Raw genomic sequence first — 18,401 nt, forward strand, 5'->3', positions numbered from 1 at the left:
TCGCGCGGGCGGCCCTGCAACCCCAACCAGCGATGCCGCCCGCGCTGGCGCCACCACCATCATTGCACTAACAATCAAATTGGACCCGTCCGTGGGGGCCGATCAGTTCAAGGCCCGGTACAAAAGCTAGTCGCCATTTTCAGGCATAGACCCCGGCGTCAACGGCATCGATATAGTCAAGGACCTCCCCTGCCCTGCCCGAGAGGACGAGCTGCATCGCTGTCTGACCGGAGAACCCGGGGAGCGGCTCGGAGCGATACCAGGCGTAGGCCAGGAGAGCGGACCCGAAACGCGGCTCGACCTTGTTGATGATTTCCATCATCTCTCGCAGGCGCCGCTGGGTTGCATCAGAAAGCACCCGGTCCTTCCGCCGAACGGCATCTTCACTCAGTCCGGCGCTGCGAGCGATCTCGTCGCTCGTCGTGCGAAGGGCGGACGCGATCTTTTCCGGGGCGAAGTGGCCGTCTTCTGCGTACTGGGCAAGTCCCATCGGTTGGACTCCTCGAGGACCAAGTTCTAGTGAAGATATAGCGTTACGGGGCTGCGGCAACAAGGTTGTCGGGGTAAGTTAGGCGGAAAGCGCTTCGGTTGGGGAGGTATCACGTTGGGGCCGCATCGACCTCGCAAGTTGACTGCAGTCAACTCAGGGCCGCGTTAACTTTCTGTTAACCTTAAAGTCCTTGCCCCGCCGAGAGAATCGTGGCTACATGCGGTTCTTGAAGACAATCGCGCTCAAAATCGCATATGCGGAAAAATTCGATGAATGCAGTTGAAGAGGTGAGAGAGCAGATCGCGGAGGTGGATGTCCTGCTGACCCAGCAGGCGCAGGAACTTTCTGCGATGCTGAACGATCATCGCCTCGAAATTTTTCCTCCGAATGCGCAGAAGACTCTTCGTCCATTCCAGCTTAATGAAGTTGCCCATTACCTGGGCGTGTCCCCGGGTTATCTCAAGAATCTTTCCCTTGAAGGCAAGGGGCCTCAACCCCTCGTAACACCGACTGGCCGCCGTTCCTATACGGCGGAACAGATGCTGGAAATGCGCCGGTATCTGGACCGCAATAGCCGCACGCCCAAATATGTGCCGCATCGCCGCCCTGGCGAACATCTCCAGGTCATCTCGGTGGTCAACTTCAAGGGTGGTTCGGCCAAGACTACGACGACCGCGCACCTCGGCCAGCATCTCGCTTTGACCGGGCACCGCGTTCTCGTGATCGATCTCGATCCCCAGGCGTCGCTTTCCGCCCTGCACGGATTCCAGCCGGAAATCGATCACAATGAGTCGCTCTATGAGGCCCTGCGCTATGATGAAGAGCGCAAGCCGATCTCGGCTCTGATCCGGCCGACGAATTTCCCCGGGCTTCATATCATTCCTGCGAATCTCGAGCTGCAGGAGTACGAATACGACACGCCGCTGGCGTTGGCCGCCAAGGACGGCTCGATGGGCAGCCTGTTCTTCGGGCGGCTTGACGAGTCGCTGGGGGAAGTGGCAGACGATTATGATTTCGTTGTGATCGACTGCCCTCCGCAGCTCGGCTACCTCACGCTGACGGCCCTGTCGGCTTCGACCGCGATCCTGATCACGGTCCATCCGCAGATGCTGGACGTGATGTCCATGTGCCAGTTCCTGCTGATGATGGGCGAGGTGCTCGGTACGCTCAAGCGGGCAGGAGCCAACATGCAGCTCGACTGGCTGCGCTATCTCGTGACCCGTTACGAACCGACGGATGGCCCGCAGAGCCAGATGGTGGCGTTCATGCGTTCGATCTTCAAGCAGCACGTTCTGGTGAACGAGATGCTGAAGAGCACCGCCATCTCGGATGCGGGCATCACCAAGCAGACTCTTTATGAGGTCGATCGAAGCCAGTTCAACCGCGCGACCTACGATCGCGCGATGGAGTGCCTGCATCGCGTCAATCAGGAAATCACCGAGCTCGCTTACAAGGCATGGGGTAGATGATGTCGCGCAAGAACCTCCTTACGTCCCTCACGGAGCGGAAGTTGACTGCAGTCAACAATCCGCCGGCGACGCCTGCGCTGACGCCGGCTATGGAGCGCAATCGGACGCGAGGAGCCTTCGGCGCGATCACCCGCTCCATCGATGAATTGGCCGAGCGCGCCCAGGCGGCCAAGGAATACGAGGCGAAACTCCTGGAAGGCGCCGCGGTGGTCGAGCTGGAGCCTGAGAAGATTAATGGCTCTTTCATCGCCGACCGAATTGGCGATGACGAGCAAGCTTTTCAGGAACTGGTGGAAGCCATCCGGGAGAGGGGGCAGGATTCGCCCATTCTCGTGCGGCCGCATCCGCACGAGGAAGGCCGCTACATGGTCGTCTTTGGGCATCGCCGCCTGCGTGCCGCGAAGGCCCTGGGCCGGAAGGTCCGTGCGGTCATCAAGCCCCTCGACGACACCCAGCATGTCATCGCCCAGGGGCAGGAAAATGCGGTCCGCGCCGACCTCTCCTTCATCGAGAAGGCTCTGTTCGCCCACAATCTGGAGAGGTCCGGCTATTCGCGCGACGTGATCATGGCGGCGCTCAGCGTCGACAAGACCGTCGTTTCCAAGATGATCTCCGTCGTGAAGGACGTTCCAGCCGACATCATCACCGCGATCGGCGCGGCCAAGGAAAGCGGACGCGATCGCTGGTACCAGCTCGCCGTCAGGCTGCGTGACCCCAAGGCAGCTGCCTATGCCCGGGAGATCATCGGTACCGAAGCGTTCATCTCCGCTGGCAGCGACCAGCGCCTCAACATGCTGGCGGATGCGCTGCGGACGGAGAAACCACGGACGGCCCGGAAGGTGGAGCCGCTTACCTGGGCGCCCGCGGACCGTTCCGTCAGTGTGACACTCAAGTCTTCCGGCAAGCAGGCAACCCTGTCCCTTAAGGAACGGGATGCCGCTGCCTTCGCAAGGTTCATCGCCGACCGGATTGAAGACCTCTACGAGGACTTCCGGAAGGCACAAACTTAAACAGGAGAGTGAGGAAGAGCGCGCAAAAGAAAAAGGCCCCCAAACGTTCCCGTCGTGGAAGCCCTTCTCGTGTGGTGTAGCGACCCGGAGAATCGCATTTCCACGAATCACTGTCAAGACTCCTGAGCGTCATTTTGGCGGGCGGTTTTCTTTTGCCTGACGAAAGGTGAGAGAAGGAAATGCAAACCCAATTTGGAACGACCCCGTTCGGCGGTCGGCCGATGTCGCTCGCCCTCTTGGCAGCACAGAAGGCGGCTCAGGAAGCGGTGGCCGAGGGAAGGGCGGTCGACAAATGGGCCGTCTATCGCGACCTTTGCGAGGCGAAGTCCGTCATTGGCATTGGCGACCGTTCGCTGGCGGTTCTTGCCGCACTGCTTTCGTTTCATCCGGAGAATGAGCTGTCGGAAGAGACCGGCCTGATCGTCTTCCCATCCAACCATCAGCTGTCGCTGCGCGCGCACGGCATGGCCGGGCCGACGTTGCGCCGCCATCTCGCTGCGCTGGTGGAGGCCGGGCTCATCATCCGGCGTGACAGCCCCAATGGAAAGCGCTACGCGCGCAAGAGCAGGGGAGGGGAGATCGAGGAGGCGTTCGGCTTCTCGCTCGCGCCCTTGGTCGCCCGTGCGGCGGAAATCGCCACCGCGGCCGAACAGATCCGTGCGGAAGCCGCGGAGTTCCGTCTTATGCGCGAGCGCGTGACACTGCTTCGCCGTGACATCGCCAAGCTTATCGATGTCGCCCTGGAAGAGAAGATGGAGGGCGACTGGCACAGCCTCTGGCAGGATTTCCGCCGCATTGTCGAGGCTATCCCGCGCCGGGCGACGCTCCGGGATGTCCGCGCCGCTTTCGATGAATTGCTCGAACTGCGCCGCAGGGTGGACAAGGCTTTGGAAATCAAGAATGATTCCGATTATCTGAGCGGCAAAGATGCTCAATCTGAGCGGCAATACACTGAATCAAACACTGACTCTTATTTTGAACTTGAGCTAGCTCAAGAAAGAGCTCAGGTCACGCCGGTTCAGCCAACTGGAACAGCCAAACCGCCTGCAACATATCCGCTTGGATTTGTCCTGAAGGCTTGTCCGGATATTGCCGAGTACGCCCTGAACGGAATTGAAAACTGGCGCGACTTCAAGGATACCGCGGCGCAGGTGAGGGGCTACCTCGGCATCAGCCCGTCCGCCTACGAGGATGCCCTGGCGGTCATGGGGCCGGAAAACACCGCCATCGTGATCGCGTGTATTCTGCAGCGGGCCTCGCAAATCCAGTCCGCCGGCGGCTATCTGCGGGCGCTGACGGAAAAGGCCCGGGTGGGTGAATTCTCCGTCGGTCCGATGCTGATGGCCGGCCTCAAGGCGCATGGCGGCGGCTCACCGGGGCGGATGGCAGGTTGATCGTGCGATGCGGATGATGCTGCTACGGAAACGGGCCGCTTGGAGCTGGAGAGCGTAAGCGACCGGCTGAAACGGGTTGCCGGCGTTACTCCATTACTCGTAACCCCGGCGCCGTTTTGCGGCCGCGAGCCTGTTCATGGCCTGACGGGCGGCTTCGGCGGTTGCATGAAGATCGAGGCGGCAACGTCCGAGCGTACCGATCCGGCCCCACTGGCGCATGAGAGCATGCTCGCCGAACAGCGTCGGCTGGATGCTGAGGACATAGAAGCGCGCCCGGTTGCGGCTGGGATCAATGGAGGTGAGCACGATTTCCGACGGAGTATCCATGCGGAAAAGCTGGCACAGGCGGGAGCGGCCGACCAATGAAAAGGATGAATCAGTCGCTGCAAACCGATTCATCCCGTAGATGGTATCCGGCAGGAGCGCGTGGTCGCCGAAGGCAAGCCAAAGGTGTCTTTATGCGCTCTAAACCTCGCAAAGCCAGGGGGCTATACGGCCACGCGTCCCAGCATTGTGGCCGGGTGTGTTTCCGCCGGCGCCGGGGCAGTATGGTAGAGAGGTTCGCCGGAAGCCGGGAAAACCTTCCATTTCTTCGGGCGGAAGGCGATCCGGCTCCTCGTGGCGGCGGGATGCTCCACCGGCAACTCGATCTCGACGCGATGCTGTTCAGCGCCAATCTCGATCTCCACGTGCTTCGTGCCGGCCACGCGGCGACTGGCGACAACCGTTCCGGCGATGCAGCCGCCGCATCCATCGACGATCTCAATGTCGTGCGGACGGAAGAAGAGGGTGGCCGGCCCATCGGGGGCGTTGGGTTCCGTGAGCCCGATCGTCCTGTCCTGCAGCCAGACCTGGCCATTGGTGATCTTGACCGGCAGGGAGCTGGACTCGCCAATGAAGCTGAAGACGAAGGGCGAGACCGGATTGTCATAGATCTCGTCGGGTGTGCCGATCTGCTCCAGCCGTCCCTTGTTCATCACCACCACGCGGTCTGCGAGCTCCAGGGCTTCTTCCTGATCGTGGGTGACGAAGATGCTCGTGTGGCCGGTAGCGTCGTGGATTTCGCGCAGCCAGCGGCGCAGTTCGCGACGCACCTGCGCATCGAGCGCACCGAACGGCTCGTCGAGCAGCAGTACGCGCGGCTCGATGCAAAGGGCGCGGGCAAGCGCTACGCGCTGGCGCTGACCGCCGGAAAGCTGGTTCGGATAGCGGTTCTCAAGGCCGGTGAGTTGCACCAGGTCGAGCAACTCAAGGGCGCGGCGGCGAATTTCTGCGGCCGGCGGCCGGCTGCGGGCAGGGCGGATCTTGAGGCCAAAACTGACGTTTTCCAGCACCGTCATGTGCCGGAAGAGCGCGTAATGCTGGAAGACAAAGCCGACATTGCGCTCCTGCACGGACTTGGCCGAGGCATCCTCGTCGCCGAACAGAATCTGCCCGCTGGTGAGGAAGTCCAGGCCCGCGATGAGCCGGAGTAGCGTCGTCTTGCCCGAACCGGAGGGGCCGAGCAGGGCGATCAGCTCGCCCGAGCGGACATTCAGCGAAATATTGTCGAGCGCCGTGAACCCGTCGAAGATCTTCGTAACGTTTCGGATGGCGAGTTCCATGGTCGTCTCCTTAGTGTGTTCGGCCGCCGGGTGCGAGGTGATCGCCGTAGCGCCACTCGAGCCACGACTTGATGATCAGCGTCACCAAGGCCAGTCCGGCCAGCAGCGAAGCGAGGCTGAAGGCGGCGACGGTCGCATACTCGTTGTAGAACAGTTCCACCTGCAGCGGCATGGTCACCGTCTCGCCCCTGAGCTTGCCCGAAAGCACCGCGACTGCTCCGAACTCGCCCATGGCGCGGGCGTTGCAGAGCAGGACGCCGTAGAGCAGGGCCCACTTGACATTGGGCAGGGTGACATACCAGAAGGCCTGCCAACCCGTGGCGCCCAGAGAAATGGCGGCCTCTTCATCTCCGGTGCCCTGGTCCTGCATAAGCGGGATCAGCTCGCGGGCGATGAACGGGAAGGTGACGAAGATGGTTGCGAGCACGATACCCGGGATCGCAAAAATGATGCGAATTCCGAAGTTCTCGTAGAGGAACCCACCGATCGGGGCGTTCGTGCCCAAGAGCAGAATGTAGATCAGACCCGCGACCACCGGCGAGACCGAGAAGGGAAGGTCGATCAGCGAGATCAGGAACGCCCGGCCCGGGAACTTGTGCTTGGCGATGGCCCAGGCGGCCGCGACGCCGAAGACCAGGTTGCAGGGCACAGCGAGGGCCGCGACCAGCAACGTCAGCCAGATGGCCGACCGGGCGTCGGGGTTCTGGAAAGTCTCCAGAAACTTGCCCACGCCTGCCCGGAACGCCTCCCTGAATACGGTGACAAGGGGCAGAACCAGAAACAGGACGAGCAGCAGGATTGTAAGGCCGATCAGGATCAGCCGCGTGCCGCGCCTTTCCGTGACCGGCGAACGGTACGTCGCCGGCCCATAGGTCAGGCCGGGAAGATTGGAGGTAATATCAGCCAAGACCAAACCTCCTCTGCGACCATACCTGGATCAGATTGATGGCAAGCAGGATGGCAAATGAGACCGTGAGCATCACGGCCGCGATGGCCGCCGCCGCGGTATAATTGAACTCTTCGAGCCGGAACACGATCAGCAGCGGCAGGATCTCGGTCTGACGCGGGATGTTGCCGGCGATGAAAATGACCGAGCCGTATTCGCCCACGGCGCGCGCGAAGGCCATGGCGAAGCCCGTCAGGATGCTGGGAAGCAACGTTGGCAGCATGACGCGCAGGATCGTCTGGCGGCGCGAGGCGCCCAGCGTGGCCGCGGCTTCCTCGATCTCCCGGTTGAAATCCTGCAGCACGGGCTGCACGGTGCGGACCACGAAGGGCAGGCCAATGAACACCAGCGCGATCCAGATGCCGATCGTGGTGTAGGCGATACGGATGCCGAAGGGCGCGAACAGGCTGCCGATGATGCCGTTCGGCGCATAGATGGCGGTCAGAGCGATGCCTGCCACCGCAGTCGGCAGAGCGAAAGGCAGGTCGATGATGGCGTCACACACTTTCCGGCCGGGGAATTCATAGCGCACCAGTACCCAGGCGATCAGCAGGCCGATGACCACGTTGAACAGGGCAGCGAGGGCCGAAGTGACGAAGCTGACACGCAGAGCGGAGAGGAAACGGGGGCCCGTGACGATGCTGACGAACGTATTCCAATCCAGCTCGAAGGTCTTCACGAACAGGCCCGCAATCGGAATGATGACGATGATCAGCAGATAAAGGATCGTGAAGCTGAACGTCAGCCGAAAACCGGGTATGATGCTCGGTTGGCGGAAGTGGATACGTCTCATGCGCAACGTTTCCCCGTTGGCCAGTAATTCATGAAAAGATGGAGCATGCCGCGTTCACGGCAATGGTCAGGCCCAGACCCGGGTCCGAACCTGATCGTTTGCTTGCGGGTAGTAGAGCAGCCGGCAACGACCCCCTCAACTAGTTTGGCGAGTAGATCTGGTCAAAAATCCCGCCGTCGGCGAAATGCTCCTTCTGGGCCCTTTCCCAGCCGCCGAAGATTTCGTCGTCGACGGTCACCGTTTTGACCTCCGGGAAGCGTGCCCGGTCTTCCGGATCGGCGTGTTCCATATAGCGCGGCCGGTAATAGTTGGCGGCAATGATCTTCTGGGCCTCCGGGGAGTAGAGATACTGGAGATACTCCGTGGCGAGCTCCCGCGTACCGCGTGCGTCGACGTTCTTGTCGACGATGGCGACCGGCGGCTCAGCCAGGATCGACAGAGGCGGCACGATGATCTCGAACGATCCCGGGCCGAGTTCCTCGAGAGCGAGGAAAGCCTCGTTCTCCCAGGCCAGCAGCACATCGCCGAGGCCCCGCTGGGTGAACGTGTTGGTGGAGCCGCGGGCGCCGCTGTCGAGCACCGGCACGTGCTGGTAAAGCTTCGTCAGGAATTCCTTGGTGGCTTCCTCGTCGCCTCCGTTCTTGTCCATGGCGTAGGCCCAGGCGGCCAGATAGTTCCAGCGCGCGCCGCCGGAAGTCTTCGGATTGGGGGTGATGACCTGCACGTCATCGCGGATCAGGTCGTCCCAGTCCTTGATGTTCTTGGGATTGCCCGCGCGGACGAGGAAGACGATCGTGGAGGTGTAGGGCGTCGAGTTCTCGGGGAACTCCTGCTGCCAGCCGGGCTCGATCAGGCCCGCGTTGACCAACGGGAAGATGTCGCTGGCGAGCGCCAGGCTCACCACATCCGCCGGCAGACCGTCAACGACGGTGCGGGCCTGCGAGCCGGAACCGCCGTGCGTCGCGGTGAGCTTCACGGTCTCTCCCGTCTTTTCCTTCCAGTAGGCGGCGAAGGCCTCGTTGTACTGGCGGTAGAGCTCGCGGGTCGGATCATAGGAGACATTGGTGAGTTCCCGCTGCTGGGCGAAGGCAAAACCGAGCCCACCGAGCTGAACCGACGCTGCGAGGATTGCAGTAAAGAGCATGGAGCGTCTGGAATATCGCATTATCGCCTCCGAACCGTGTTGGACTGGCCCTACAATACCCATGGTAATGCACAATACCGCGACCAGCTGACACTGAATTATCGCAAACCATCAAATATTTTTACCCCTGCGCACATCGATGGGCGAAAGGAATTTCCTTGGAGCACTTCTTTCACGGGGTCCGAAGCGCGGCGAATTGACCCTCGCGATTGTGCGCGGTGAATGGCTTCCCAAAGCCATCCCACCGGGTTGGCGGTTCGCAAGCGGGGCGCGTCGAGGAGCGAGCGTGGAGGGATCCGAGGTCCGGTACGAGGAAAGGCGAAGGCCCGCGCAAGCCCGTACCATCCGTTGGCTCGGTGTCCGCGGTGAGCGCCGCATGTTCGGCACCGGCATGGTCCATGTGTCGATCGGGCAAAGCAATCAACCCGTGATACCAGTCAGACGATGAGCCGGGCGGCCTGCCCCAGCTCGCGTTCCGCGTCGTTGTAGTAGCGGGCCGCTTGCGAAACGGACCGGTGCTGGGACTGCTGCATGGCTTCCGTCAGCGGTATGCCACGTCGTGCCGTTTCGGTAAGGTAGCCGGACCGCAGGCCATGGGCGCTGAAGAGCGCAGGGTCGAGCCCGGCGAGTGCTGCCCTTCTTTTCAGGATCAGGTTCACGGACTGCGGCGTGAGGGCGCGCCGCTCCACATTTCCCCAGCGGTCGATGCGCCGGAAAACCCAGCCTTCCGTGATCTGGGCGCGCTCCAGCCATTGCCGCAGGGCATTCACCGGCTGACCGATCATCAGGACGTAGTTGTCGTCGTCCGCCTGGGTGGTCTTGGTGCGGCCGAGACGCAGCCGCACACAGGGCAAAAGCGGGCTCTCTGGATCCTCGGGATCCCGTGGTACGCTTTCCTGGGGAATGATCTGCTCGCAGCGCAGCGCAGCGACTTCGCTGCGGCGGCGGCCGCCTGAGGCGAAGGCGGTGAGCAGCAGTGCGCAGTCGCGGACGTCGGCAATGCGGTCCGATGCGCAGGTGGCGAGCAGTTGGGCAAGGATGTCGCTGGTGACCGCCCGTTCGCTCTTGCGCCGTCTTGACCGTGCGCTGGCTCTGATCGCGAGTCGCAGCGCGCTTTTCAGGGCGGGCGAGTCGAATCTGCCGGTGAGGCCGCGCCAGCGGGTAAGCGTCGACCAGCTGGACAGCCGGCGCTGGACGGTCGAGGGGGCGTGCGGCCCGTCGCTGCGAAGCAGGCCAAGTGCCCGCAGTTCGTCGCTCACATGCTGCGGCATGCCGTGCTCCGGATCGCTTTCGCGGCGTACCGGATCCCAGAGGTGATGGGCGACGAACTTCAGCAGCAGCGCTTCTGGCGCGGGCCAGGGCAGCGGCTCGCCGGTGGCGGCCGTGCACCATGCTTCGAGATAGCCAAGGTCGGAGACAAGCGCCCGCAGCGTGTTTTCGCCCAGGCCTTCCTTGGCGAGATGGCGCAGCGTCTCGATGTCGTCGGTGGTGAGGATCTCGGCCAGGAAATCCCGCCGGTCGAATGGCAGGATGGATTCCAGCGCATCCAGGGCCTCGGCCTTCTGGATGGTGGACCCTGACATCATTCCGCTACCGCTGATGATTCTGCTCATGGCTTCCACTGTAGCTCCTCTTCCTCTGCAACGGAATCCATCTCCCGGACAGGTTCCCGAGCGGGCAAAGACCCGTTTGGCGCGATTTTGCACCTTCACAGCCGTCACTGTCGATAAGGGGAACTTATCGATAATGAAAGGCGAAATCTCAGAGAACGGATGTGACTCAAGTAAATAGCGGAATAATAGGCATAACGGATGGAAATATAAACAATGTCAATAAGGTGAAGCAATAGAGAGGCGGCTCTTATTCGTCCGATCTGTTGCCTGGCCATCTAGCCGATGAGCGGTTAGGCCGCTCCGCGGGAAGCGCGGCAACCTTCAGTTCCCGGCCGTAACGAATTGGAATGGATGTTGACTGTCAGCGCGGAATCCGCCGCGTGATACCGCGCAAGTTGATCCGATTGGTGTACGCAAGCTTATGCGGTGGCGGCCGGCACATGAGACGGGCCCGGAGAAGGCATCGCCTTTACACCGGCGTGCAACTTCATCTGCGGAGGCTTTCTACTAGCGGCAGTTGTCGCGCCACCACCGCCTACCTGTCTTCCGCCGCCAATGGCGATTCGGTGACTTGCTCTGTTCGACGAGGGGAGGGTCCCTTGAGCAAGACCGTTGCAAGCGGGGCGAGAGGGCCGTCTAATATTGGCGGAACGCCATCCGCAGACGGCGATGGCCGTTCTAGAAGCCGCGTCAGAAGCGTATGACGCAGTCATCACCTAGGCCGATGACGCGAGCGGAAATATTGTCTCGGCGCAGTGGAACAAACGAGACCCCAGGCTGCACAACCAGCTCAAGGGCGGCGGCAAGCTGGCGAAGGACGATCTTCTGCACCGGCTCACAGATCCTCGCGATTCAGAGGCCGTCGAGGAACTAATGCGGCGCATTCCGGCAACCCAATAAGAGGCATTGCCAGAGCATCTTCGATCCTCACCGGCCTCTGCCAGGAAATCAGCAAGATGCTCCGGGCGCGCAGTTTCAAGTGTCAGGCGCCTGCCTCAATCTGTGAGGCTTCTGTCTGTCAGATGAACCAGAAGGCAACGATTGCAATCAGGGTCGGCGGGAGAGCCGACACGAGCAGCCCCAGAGGGTTGACCGTCTCGTCGTCGAAATGCCGGCGCAGAATGGAAAGACCCGCAGGGTTCGGAGCATTGGCGATCACCGTGAGACCACCGCCGGTCACGGCACCCGCGACAAGCGCGTATTTGAATTCGTCCGTCAGGCCCTCGACAAGGGAGCCGAGGTAGGTGAGGGCGGCGTTGTCGGTCACGGCGGTAAGTGCAGCCGCGCCGAAGTAGACCGCATCGGACGACATGCTCATCAGCACTGGCTGCAGCCACCACTGCTGCTGGCCGCCGAGCACCACCAGTCCGCCGAGGAAGAAGGCCACCAGCAGGCCTTCACGCAGAATCAGCCTATCCTGGTAGGAATTGTAGGCCTGGGCGACGCCGAGGAAGAAGAGGAAGATCGCCAGGAAGGTCGCGGGGTGGTGCGAGAACATGACCACCAGCGCGAGAAAGGCGAGGTGAATGGCAATCAGCGTCTTCGGCACGGGTTTGACAGCCGTTTCGGCTGCGGTCGGAAGGGTGGCGAGCTCCTTGCGGAACAGAAAGGCCAGTGCGGCGGCGTTGACTGCCACGGCAAGCGCGGAACGCCAGCCGAAGTGGGTCAGCATGTGGGCGAAGTCCCAGTTCCAGGTGCTTGCGACCATCAGGACGGGCGGCGCCGCGAAAGGCGTCAGTGTGCCACCGATCGAAACGTTGACGAACAGGACGGCGAGCGCGCCATACTTCAGCTTGGCCGAAATCCCGTGCGAAAAAACCGTCCTGGAAAGGATCATCGCGCCCACGGTCATCGCCGCCGGTTCAGTGATGAAGGAGCCGAGCAGCGGCACAAGGAACAGCACCGTGAAGAAATTGGAGATCTGCGTGGGCAGTGGTAGCAGCGATGCGAACAGTCGGACGAGCGCCTGGGCGAACTGCAGAACCGGCCGGGTGGCCGCGATCACCATGATCGCGAAGACAAACATCGATTCGGTGAAATTGCGGGTGTCGAGATAATGGACGGCTGTTTCCCGCCCTTCGATGGCGAACATGAAAAGCATCATCACCATCGCCCAGAACCCGAATACGACCTCGACCTCGGCAAGCAGGTGCCAGACTCCGCCGTGGCGGGGATCGCTATGGGCCAGCTTTTCGAACAACTTGACAGAAAACGTGTGCAGGATGGCGACGGCAAACAACAGCGCAGCGATAAGCTGAATGGTAGTCGGGTTCAATGTCCTGCTCCGTTATTTCAGAAGGCGGGAACGCCACGATCCGGGCGCTAACTGTTCCGCCCAGCGCTTCGTCTAGCGAAGGGGTAACTTCTTAGCGGGCACTTCGCAACGCTTAACCATCGCAAAGTGCACCTCTTCTTTATGTGAGGATGACTGATTGCTTCTCCGTGGGGCGCGCCATGGCCAGGTTGAAGTCCTTCATGAGGAGAAGGTCCTGGCAGTCAGTCAGCCTGTGAGCGCAGGCTGTGAGCGTAGATTGCTGGCGGAAGACGCTCTCCGCCACTGACGGCCGTGACGGAGATCACATATCAGGGAGAGTGCCCCGTTTCCTGCCTGCGCGATCAAACGGGCCGTTGTGGAAAGCGCTGGACCTGAAGTGGAATACCGCTCCCACAACCCCACCGGTCAGGCGCGGCCCGCAGCCCGCAGAATGGCCTTCGTCGCGGCGAGCGCCATCTCGGCCCGCCCCAGGGGATCGATGGTTGCAGCAAGCTTCCGGTGCGGGATCTCCACGCTGATGGTTACACCTTCCGGAACCGCCTTTGCCAGGCCCGTGAGGTCGATGCCACCCAGGCCAGGCATGAGACGTTCGTTGCGCGCGACGCGGATCAGCTCTTCGTCGGAAGGATCATAGGGGTCGGGTCCATCGCAGATCTGGACATAGTTGACCCGGCTGCGGGGCAGGGAAGCGATTTCCTCGAGCGGGGTCTCGGACCGGTCGTAATGAAGCGCATCCACCAGCACGCCACCATTCCCGCAGCCGGCACCCTCGACGATCCGGAGTGCAGCGGCGAGGTTGGGCACGGCCGTCCAGGGCATGAACTCGAGGTCGGCGGTCAGGCCGCGCGCTGCAGCCATCGTACAGAACCGGGCAAAGCTCTCGGTCAGCCGCGCGTGGTCGGGGTCGTCGCCCGCAACGAGGACATGCCGGGCCTCAAGTGCGGCGCACCGGTCGCAGAACCGGTCGTACAGCGCCCAGTCGTTCTCCGGCTTGAGCCGCACGATTTCGACATCGGCGATGCGGACACCCGTATCCGCGAGAGCCGATTGCACTTCCTTCAGAAGACGGTCGTCGGTAAGCAGCGGATAGTCAGGCTCGCCGGAAACTGCCGCCGGCAGGATGCGCACGCCGACAAGGTCATAACCGGCGCGTGAGGCAATTCTCACGGCGTCTACGGGGCCGACGTCGAAGACGGTCAGGAAGGCGAGGGAAAGCGGATGTGCCATGTCCAGCCTCACTGCAGCGGTGAGAAGGGCAGCGGCATGGCGATCTGACTCGTCATGTCGGGGCTCAGCCAGTCTGGTCCGCCCTTGGGCGGCCACTTGCCGTCGACGACGGATTTCATTCGCGCCTCGGTGCGCGCTGCGAGGCTCTCGTAGGGCCAGATCTGGGTGAGCCTCGGCTCTCCATCCAGGCCGTACATGGCGACCGTGAGCTTTGAATATTTTTCCCGCTCCGGCACAGCTTCCCGCCATTTCTCGATGGTCGGGGAGAGGCCGTTGATCTTCGTGCGGTAGGTGCGGAACTCGTAGACCGGACCGAACTTGCCCGCCTCGACCGGCGGCAGGAAATCCAGCGGGCGGTAGCTCTCCATCTTGAGGGATACGAGATGATCGGTGCAGCCCCACGGATCGCTGCTCCGCAACGCGCGCTCGCGCTCCTCCAGTAGTTCGCCCAGGTCGTCGAAGGCGCGCAGCACGAACACCCGGTTCAGGGTGCCGATGTCGGTACCCCAGGCTCCGCACAGCCGTCCCTTGCCCGCCTTCACCCAGGCCTCGATGCCGGGCGCGGCCTTTGCCGCTCCAAATATGACCGTGTCGAGCGTCGTCAGTTCGTAATAGGTCATGCAGCCTCCTCCTTCTGCTTTGAAATGCCCTTCACCGGCTGCCCGGCGAGCACCCTGCCGGCGATGTAGCCAAAGGTCATGCCCGGGCCGAGCGTGATGCCCCCGGACGGATAATTCCCGCCCATGATGGAGGCCATGTCATTGCCAACCGCATGCAGGCCGGGAATTGGATTCCCTTCGGTATCCAGGACGCGGGTGAGGGGATCGGTCTTCAGCCCGGCGAAGGTTCCGAGAGAGCCCGGCACAATCTTGACGGCATAAAAGGGCGGCCGGTCTAGCGGCGCCAGCGACGGATTGGGCCCGTGCTCAGGATCGGCCTGGACGCGATTGTAGGTGCTCTCGCCACGATGGAAGTCCGGATCCTCTCCCCGCACCGCGTAGCTGTTGAACCGGGCGACGGTCGCCTCCAAAGCGTCCGCCGGCAGATCGCAGGCCCGCGCCAGCTCGGCGAGCGTCCGGCCGCGCTTGAGATAGCCGGAACGAATAGCCGGACCGAGCGGGAAGGGGAAAGGCTTCGCCCATCCCAGCCCCCAGCGCCGCTGCGCGCGGTGATCGGCGATCAGCCAGCAGGTGGGAAGCTTGCCCGCGGGTGTCACAGCGATCAGGGCGCGCATGAAGTCGTGGTAGCTGTCGGCTTCCGAGACGAAGCGCTTCCCCTCGGGTGTGACGGCGATGATGCCCGGCTTGGCGCGCTCCACAAGGTGCGGAAAGTTGGCCACGGAGCCATCGCGGCGCGGCACGAGCGACACCGGCGCCAGCGCCACGCTGGAAGCCAGATCCCGTGCGACCGCACCGCCTTCCAGTTCGCCCAGGCGCAGGCCGTCACCCGTGTTCTCCCGCGGTGCGGCCGAATGGTGGCCGGCTCCGCCGCCGGCATGGGCGGCAAGTTCGTCGAGCCGCGGCGTGTCATGCGGAAAGCCGCCCGTTGCCAGCACCACACCCTTCGCGGCCCTGACGACGACAGTCCCGTCGGCCGTCGAAAGCTCGGCCCCGGCGATGCGGTTGCCATCGCGCAGCAGCATGGTCGCCGGGGCGCTCTCGATGAGCGTGACCCCCTTGTCGAGCGCGGAGCGCAATAGACGCGCGACGAGCGCGTTGCCGTTGACGAGCTGCATGCCCCTTCCATGCAGGGCGAGGTCGCGAAGATGCTTCGCAATGCGGCGGGCAGCGTGCAGAGCCGAGCGGAGATTGCGTGTCGCCTTGAAGAAGTGGGCCATGTCCGCACCGCTGGCGATGCCCATGCCCCAGAGGCTCGTCACGTCCAGCGGCGGGCGCAGCTTGTTGATCCACGGACCGAGTTCGCGGCCATCGTAGGGCGCTGCGGAGACGGACCGTCCGCCCTTGAGCGCGCCGGGTCCCTCATGGAAGTCCGGGATGCGGTTTCCGTCGATCCAGCGGACTGCCGTGTGATCGCGGAAGAACGAGACCATCTCCGGGCCGTTGGCGAGGAAAACCGGCAGGCGCGGATCCCGGGCACGCTCGCCTAGCTCGCTCTCGATATAGCGCATTGGTCCCTCCGGGGGCTCCTGGATGCCTGCCTCCACGGCCAGGGGATTGCGCGGAATCCACAGCCACCCGCCCGACCAGGCGGAGGTGCCGCCAAACACCGGGGCCTTTTCCGCCACGATGACCTTCAGGCCGAAATGCGCGGCAGTAACCGCGGCGGCAAGCCCCGAGGCCCCCGATCCAATCACCAGCACGTCGCAATTGAGCTCGCTCATTGACCGCGCGCCCATCGTCTCCTCCCCACGTCGTGCGCTATCGCTTTATGCTGCGGATAGAATATTCACCCGTGCCCGGCAGTTTATGCGGGCTCCAGTTCCCGCACCTTCGATCGAAAATATTGCGAACCGGCCGCGGCATGGCCGATTTCATCCGCGGCCGCCTTGAGCCGCGGGGCAAGCCTCGCCATCCGCTCCGGATCCAGCCGGACAGCGGGTCCGGCAATGGAAAGGCAGCCGAGCACTGGTCCGTCACCGTGAAAGCGGACGGGAACGGCCATGGCCGCCATGCCCGGAATGTAGCTGTCCACCGCCACGGCGTAGCCACGCTCGCGTGCCTCGTTCAGGCGCTGCAGGAGATCGGCGAAGGTATGGGGTGCGTTGGGGCCTGCGTCCTTGGCATTCCGGATGAGCCCCTGCGCGGAGACCCGGGCTATCGCCTCCTCGTCGGACATGGTTGCCAGCCACGCCTGACCGCCGGCGGAACTGGCAAGATGTGCGACGACGCCCTGTTCCTGGCCGGGATCGTAGCGCAGTCCGTGCGTGGTGCCCTGCGCCACGGCCACCCAGGTCAGGTTTTCCCCGTCGATGACGGAAAGGCGGATGAGTTCCCCCGTTTCCGCCGCCAGGGTGTCGAGCACGGGCTGGGTAATGTCGGTAATACCCGCCCGCGCGAGGAAGCTCAGTCCCATCGCCGGCAGCTTGATCGTCAGCATGTAGTCGCCCTGCGCGCGCAGTTGGTGGACGTAGCCGAGCCGGGCGAGTTCCTGAAGCGTGCGGTGGACGCCGGACAGCGGCTGGTCCAGTGTGCTGGCGATGGTGGAAACCGGAAGCCCGGCTGGATGTTCGATCAAAAGCTCGATGATCGCGAGGGATTTCTCTAGGACGCTGCTCATTGTCTGTTTCCGTTAGAGTGAGCCAGTCCCTGGGGGGATAATGATGAAAGATCGATCGCAATCCGGCCGTCGTCGCCCGCGGCCCGCCTGATGGCATCAATGACGATCATGTTCGCGGTTGCGTCCCGCAGGCTGACGCGCGGTGACGTCTCGGCGCCTTCGATCAGATCGGCGAAATGTGACAGCTGCAATGAATAGGGGTTGGCCGGAGCGACCGGGATCGACTCGGGCCGCAGCTTTTTCGTCCAGTCAGGTTCCCCTTCCGGCAGCCACAACGTCAGGTCCGGCAGGCTCAAAGCGCCACGCGTTCCGGCATAGTGGTGCGCGGTCACGTGGTGGGCGGGGAAGCGGGCAAGGTTCTCGCCGGAGGTGAGGTCCCATGCCCAGGGGCCGGAAGCCGAGTCGGAGATGACGAGCGTGGCCAGAGCCCCGTTTGCGAAGGTCAGGCAGACGGCAGCGCCGTCTTCCACCTCAAAGCTTCTCTGGCGGTGGGACGTGATGGCCTTCACCTCGGCGATTTCGCCGAAGAAGTGCCGCAGCAGGTCGATCTCGTGGACGAGATTGATGAGCAGCGGGCCGCCCGCGCCAGGAGTCTTGCGCCACTTGGCGTCGAAATAATCTTCGGGCTTGTAAAGGGAGCAGACCACATTGGCGATCACCAGGTCCCCGATCTGCCCGGACAGGATGATCTCCCGAGCCTTCCGAACGATCGGATTGTGGCGCCGGTGATGGCCGACAAGAACCGGAATGCCCGTGTCGTCGGCGATCCCGATCAGCTTCAGGGCCGAAGCGAGGCTTTCCGCGACGGGCTTTTCCAGCAGAACCGGCAGGCCGGCGCGCAGGAGCGATTCCGTCACGGGCAGGTGTGTCTCGTTAGGAGTGGCGACGATCGCCGCCCGCGCGATGCCGGATGACAAGAGCGCCGGCACATCCGGGAACCATGGCACGCCATATGATTCCGCCAGCTGCGCGGATGTGGGGACTGGATCGACCAGCGCCGCGAGCCGCAGCCGGTCGTGCTGCGCGAGAGTCTCGACGTGCGTGCGTCCGATTACGCCCGCGCCGACTACCGCCACACCAAGCCGTTCCGACATTTGCTGCATCCTTATTTGTATGCGTCTTGGATAAACGGTTTTCCGACAAAACGGAAGCACTTTTTATTCTTGAAACGGTTTCCATTTTTTGTCATGGTTCTCCGG

At 62.8% G+C, this 18,401-nt stretch carries 16 protein-coding genes; 3 read left to right on the forward strand and 13 right to left on the reverse strand.

All coding sequences use genetic code 11. The features are described 5' to 3' along the window. Positions 1-139: 139 nt before the first annotated feature. Positions 140-490: an antitoxin Xre/MbcA/ParS toxin-binding domain-containing protein gene (locus ABD906_RS12170; protein ID WP_345099675.1), complete on the reverse strand. Its 351-nt coding sequence runs from the start codon at positions 488-490 to the stop codon at positions 140-142. Between the two features lie 269 nt (positions 491-759). On the opposite strand from ABD906_RS12170, the gene repA reads away from it, so the two are divergent. The 3 genes from repA (at position 760) to repC (ending at position 4,363) form a co-directional block, all read left to right on the forward strand. Further along, a complete protein-coding gene (gene repA, locus ABD906_RS12175) occupies positions 760-1,959 on the forward strand; it encodes a plasmid partitioning protein RepA (RefSeq protein WP_345099676.1) in 1,200 nt (399 codons plus the stop codon). After that, on the forward strand, positions 1,956-2,969 hold the full coding sequence (gene repB, locus ABD906_RS12180; protein WP_345099677.1) for a plasmid partitioning protein RepB: 1,014 nt from the start codon (positions 1,956-1,958) through the stop codon (positions 2,967-2,969). The genes repA and repB overlap by 4 nt, the downstream gene beginning before the upstream one ends. A gap of 179 nt (positions 2,970-3,148) precedes the next feature. Further along, entirely contained in the window at positions 3,149-4,363 is a 1,215-nt protein-coding gene (gene repC / locus ABD906_RS12185; RefSeq protein WP_345099678.1) for a plasmid replication protein RepC, read from the forward strand. 93 nt (positions 4,364-4,456) lie between these two features. Here repC and ABD906_RS12190 read toward each other — a convergent pair whose 3' ends face one another. From ABD906_RS12190 to ABD906_RS12245, 12 genes are all read right to left on the reverse strand, one after another. Then, on the reverse strand, positions 4,457-4,690 hold the full coding sequence (locus tag ABD906_RS12190) for a WGR domain-containing protein (protein WP_345099679.1): 234 nt from the start codon (positions 4,688-4,690) through the stop codon (positions 4,457-4,459). A gap of 161 nt (positions 4,691-4,851) precedes the next feature. Further along, a complete protein-coding gene (locus ABD906_RS12195) occupies positions 4,852-5,967 on the reverse strand; it encodes a sulfate/molybdate ABC transporter ATP-binding protein (RefSeq protein ID WP_345099680.1) in 1,116 nt (371 codons plus the stop codon). Between the two features lie 10 nt (positions 5,968-5,977). Next, positions 5,978-6,874, reverse strand: a complete 897-nt coding sequence (cysW, locus tag ABD906_RS12200; RefSeq protein ID WP_378188513.1) for a sulfate ABC transporter permease subunit CysW — start codon at positions 6,872-6,874, stop codon at positions 5,978-5,980. Then, positions 6,867-7,706: a sulfate ABC transporter permease subunit CysT gene (gene cysT, locus ABD906_RS12205; protein WP_345099681.1), complete on the reverse strand. Its 840-nt coding sequence runs from the start codon at positions 7,704-7,706 to the stop codon at positions 6,867-6,869. Before cysT ends, cysW begins: the two co-directional genes overlap by 8 nt. A gap of 139 nt (positions 7,707-7,845) precedes the next feature. Next, positions 7,846-8,871, reverse strand: a complete 1,026-nt coding sequence (locus ABD906_RS12210; RefSeq protein ID WP_345099682.1) for a sulfate ABC transporter substrate-binding protein — start codon at positions 8,869-8,871, stop codon at positions 7,846-7,848. 416 nt (positions 8,872-9,287) lie between these two features. Continuing rightward, complete coding sequence (locus ABD906_RS12215; RefSeq protein WP_345099683.1) at positions 9,288-10,463, reverse strand: site-specific integrase; 1,176 nt, start codon at positions 10,461-10,463, stop codon at positions 9,288-9,290. Between the two features lie 1,018 nt (positions 10,464-11,481). Then, positions 11,482-12,738: a putative Na+/H+ antiporter gene (locus tag ABD906_RS12220; protein ID WP_345099684.1), complete on the reverse strand. Its 1,257-nt coding sequence runs from the start codon at positions 12,736-12,738 to the stop codon at positions 11,482-11,484. 405 nt (positions 12,739-13,143) lie between these two features. Further along, the gene (locus ABD906_RS12225; protein ID WP_345099685.1) at positions 13,144-13,965 is read right to left on the reverse strand and encodes a sugar phosphate isomerase/epimerase family protein; all 822 of its coding nucleotides are present in this window, start codon (positions 13,963-13,965) and stop codon (positions 13,144-13,146) included. Positions 13,966-13,973: 8 nt separating this feature from the next. After that, the gene (locus ABD906_RS12230; protein ID WP_345099686.1) at positions 13,974-14,585 is read right to left on the reverse strand and encodes an NIPSNAP family protein; all 612 of its coding nucleotides are present in this window, start codon (positions 14,583-14,585) and stop codon (positions 13,974-13,976) included. Beyond that, entirely contained in the window at positions 14,582-16,306 is a 1,725-nt protein-coding gene (locus tag ABD906_RS12235; RefSeq protein ID WP_345099687.1) for an FAD-dependent oxidoreductase, read from the reverse strand. Before ABD906_RS12235 ends, ABD906_RS12230 begins: the two co-directional genes overlap by 4 nt. Positions 16,307-16,389: 83 nt before the next feature. Next, complete coding sequence (locus ABD906_RS12240) at positions 16,390-17,202, reverse strand: IclR family transcriptional regulator (protein ID WP_345099688.1); 813 nt, start codon at positions 17,200-17,202, stop codon at positions 16,390-16,392. Beyond that, complete coding sequence (locus ABD906_RS12245; protein WP_345099689.1) at positions 17,199-18,296, reverse strand: Gfo/Idh/MocA family protein; 1,098 nt, start codon at positions 18,294-18,296, stop codon at positions 17,199-17,201. Before ABD906_RS12245 ends, ABD906_RS12240 begins: the two co-directional genes overlap by 4 nt. Positions 18,297-18,401 lie beyond the last annotated feature (105 nt).

The sequence above is a fragment of the Chelativorans composti genome (genome assembly GCF_039541695.1).
Taxonomy (GTDB): Bacteria; Pseudomonadota; Alphaproteobacteria; order Rhizobiales; family Rhizobiaceae; genus Chelativorans; species Chelativorans composti.

Coding starts and splice junctions, on each gene's coding strand:
- ABD906_RS12170 (WP_345099675.1), bottom strand. CDS start 490: ATGGGACTTGCCCAGTACGCAGAAGACGGCCACTTCGCCCCGGAAAAG.
- repA (WP_345099676.1), top strand. CDS start 760: ATGAATGCAGTTGAAGAGGTGAGAGAGCAGATCGCGGAGGTGGATGTC.
- repB (WP_345099677.1), top strand. CDS start 1,956: ATGATGTCGCGCAAGAACCTCCTTACGTCCCTCACGGAGCGGAAGTTG.
- repC (WP_345099678.1), top strand. CDS start 3,149: ATGCAAACCCAATTTGGAACGACCCCGTTCGGCGGTCGGCCGATGTCG.
- ABD906_RS12190 (WP_345099679.1), bottom strand. CDS start 4,690: ATGGATACTCCGTCGGAAATCGTGCTCACCTCCATTGATCCCAGCCGC.
- ABD906_RS12195 (WP_345099680.1), bottom strand. CDS start 5,967: ATGGAACTCGCCATCCGAAACGTTACGAAGATCTTCGACGGGTTCACG.
- cysT (WP_345099681.1), bottom strand. CDS start 7,706: ATGAGACGTATCCACTTCCGCCAACCGAGCATCATACCCGGTTTTCGG.
- ABD906_RS12210 (WP_345099682.1), bottom strand. CDS start 8,871: ATGCGATATTCCAGACGCTCCATGCTCTTTACTGCAATCCTCGCAGCG.
- ABD906_RS12215 (WP_345099683.1), bottom strand. CDS start 10,463: ATGAGCAGAATCATCAGCGGTAGCGGAATGATGTCAGGGTCCACCATC.
- ABD906_RS12225 (WP_345099685.1), bottom strand. CDS start 13,965: ATGGCACATCCGCTTTCCCTCGCCTTCCTGACCGTCTTCGACGTCGGC.
- ABD906_RS12230 (WP_345099686.1), bottom strand. CDS start 14,585: ATGACCTATTACGAACTGACGACGCTCGACACGGTCATATTTGGAGCG.
- ABD906_RS12235 (WP_345099687.1), bottom strand. CDS start 16,306: ATGAGCGAGCTCAATTGCGACGTGCTGGTGATTGGATCGGGGGCCTCG.
- ABD906_RS12240 (WP_345099688.1), bottom strand. CDS start 17,202: ATGAGCAGCGTCCTAGAGAAATCCCTCGCGATCATCGAGCTTTTGATC.
- ABD906_RS12245 (WP_345099689.1), bottom strand. CDS start 18,296: ATGTCGGAACGGCTTGGTGTGGCGGTAGTCGGCGCGGGCGTAATCGGA.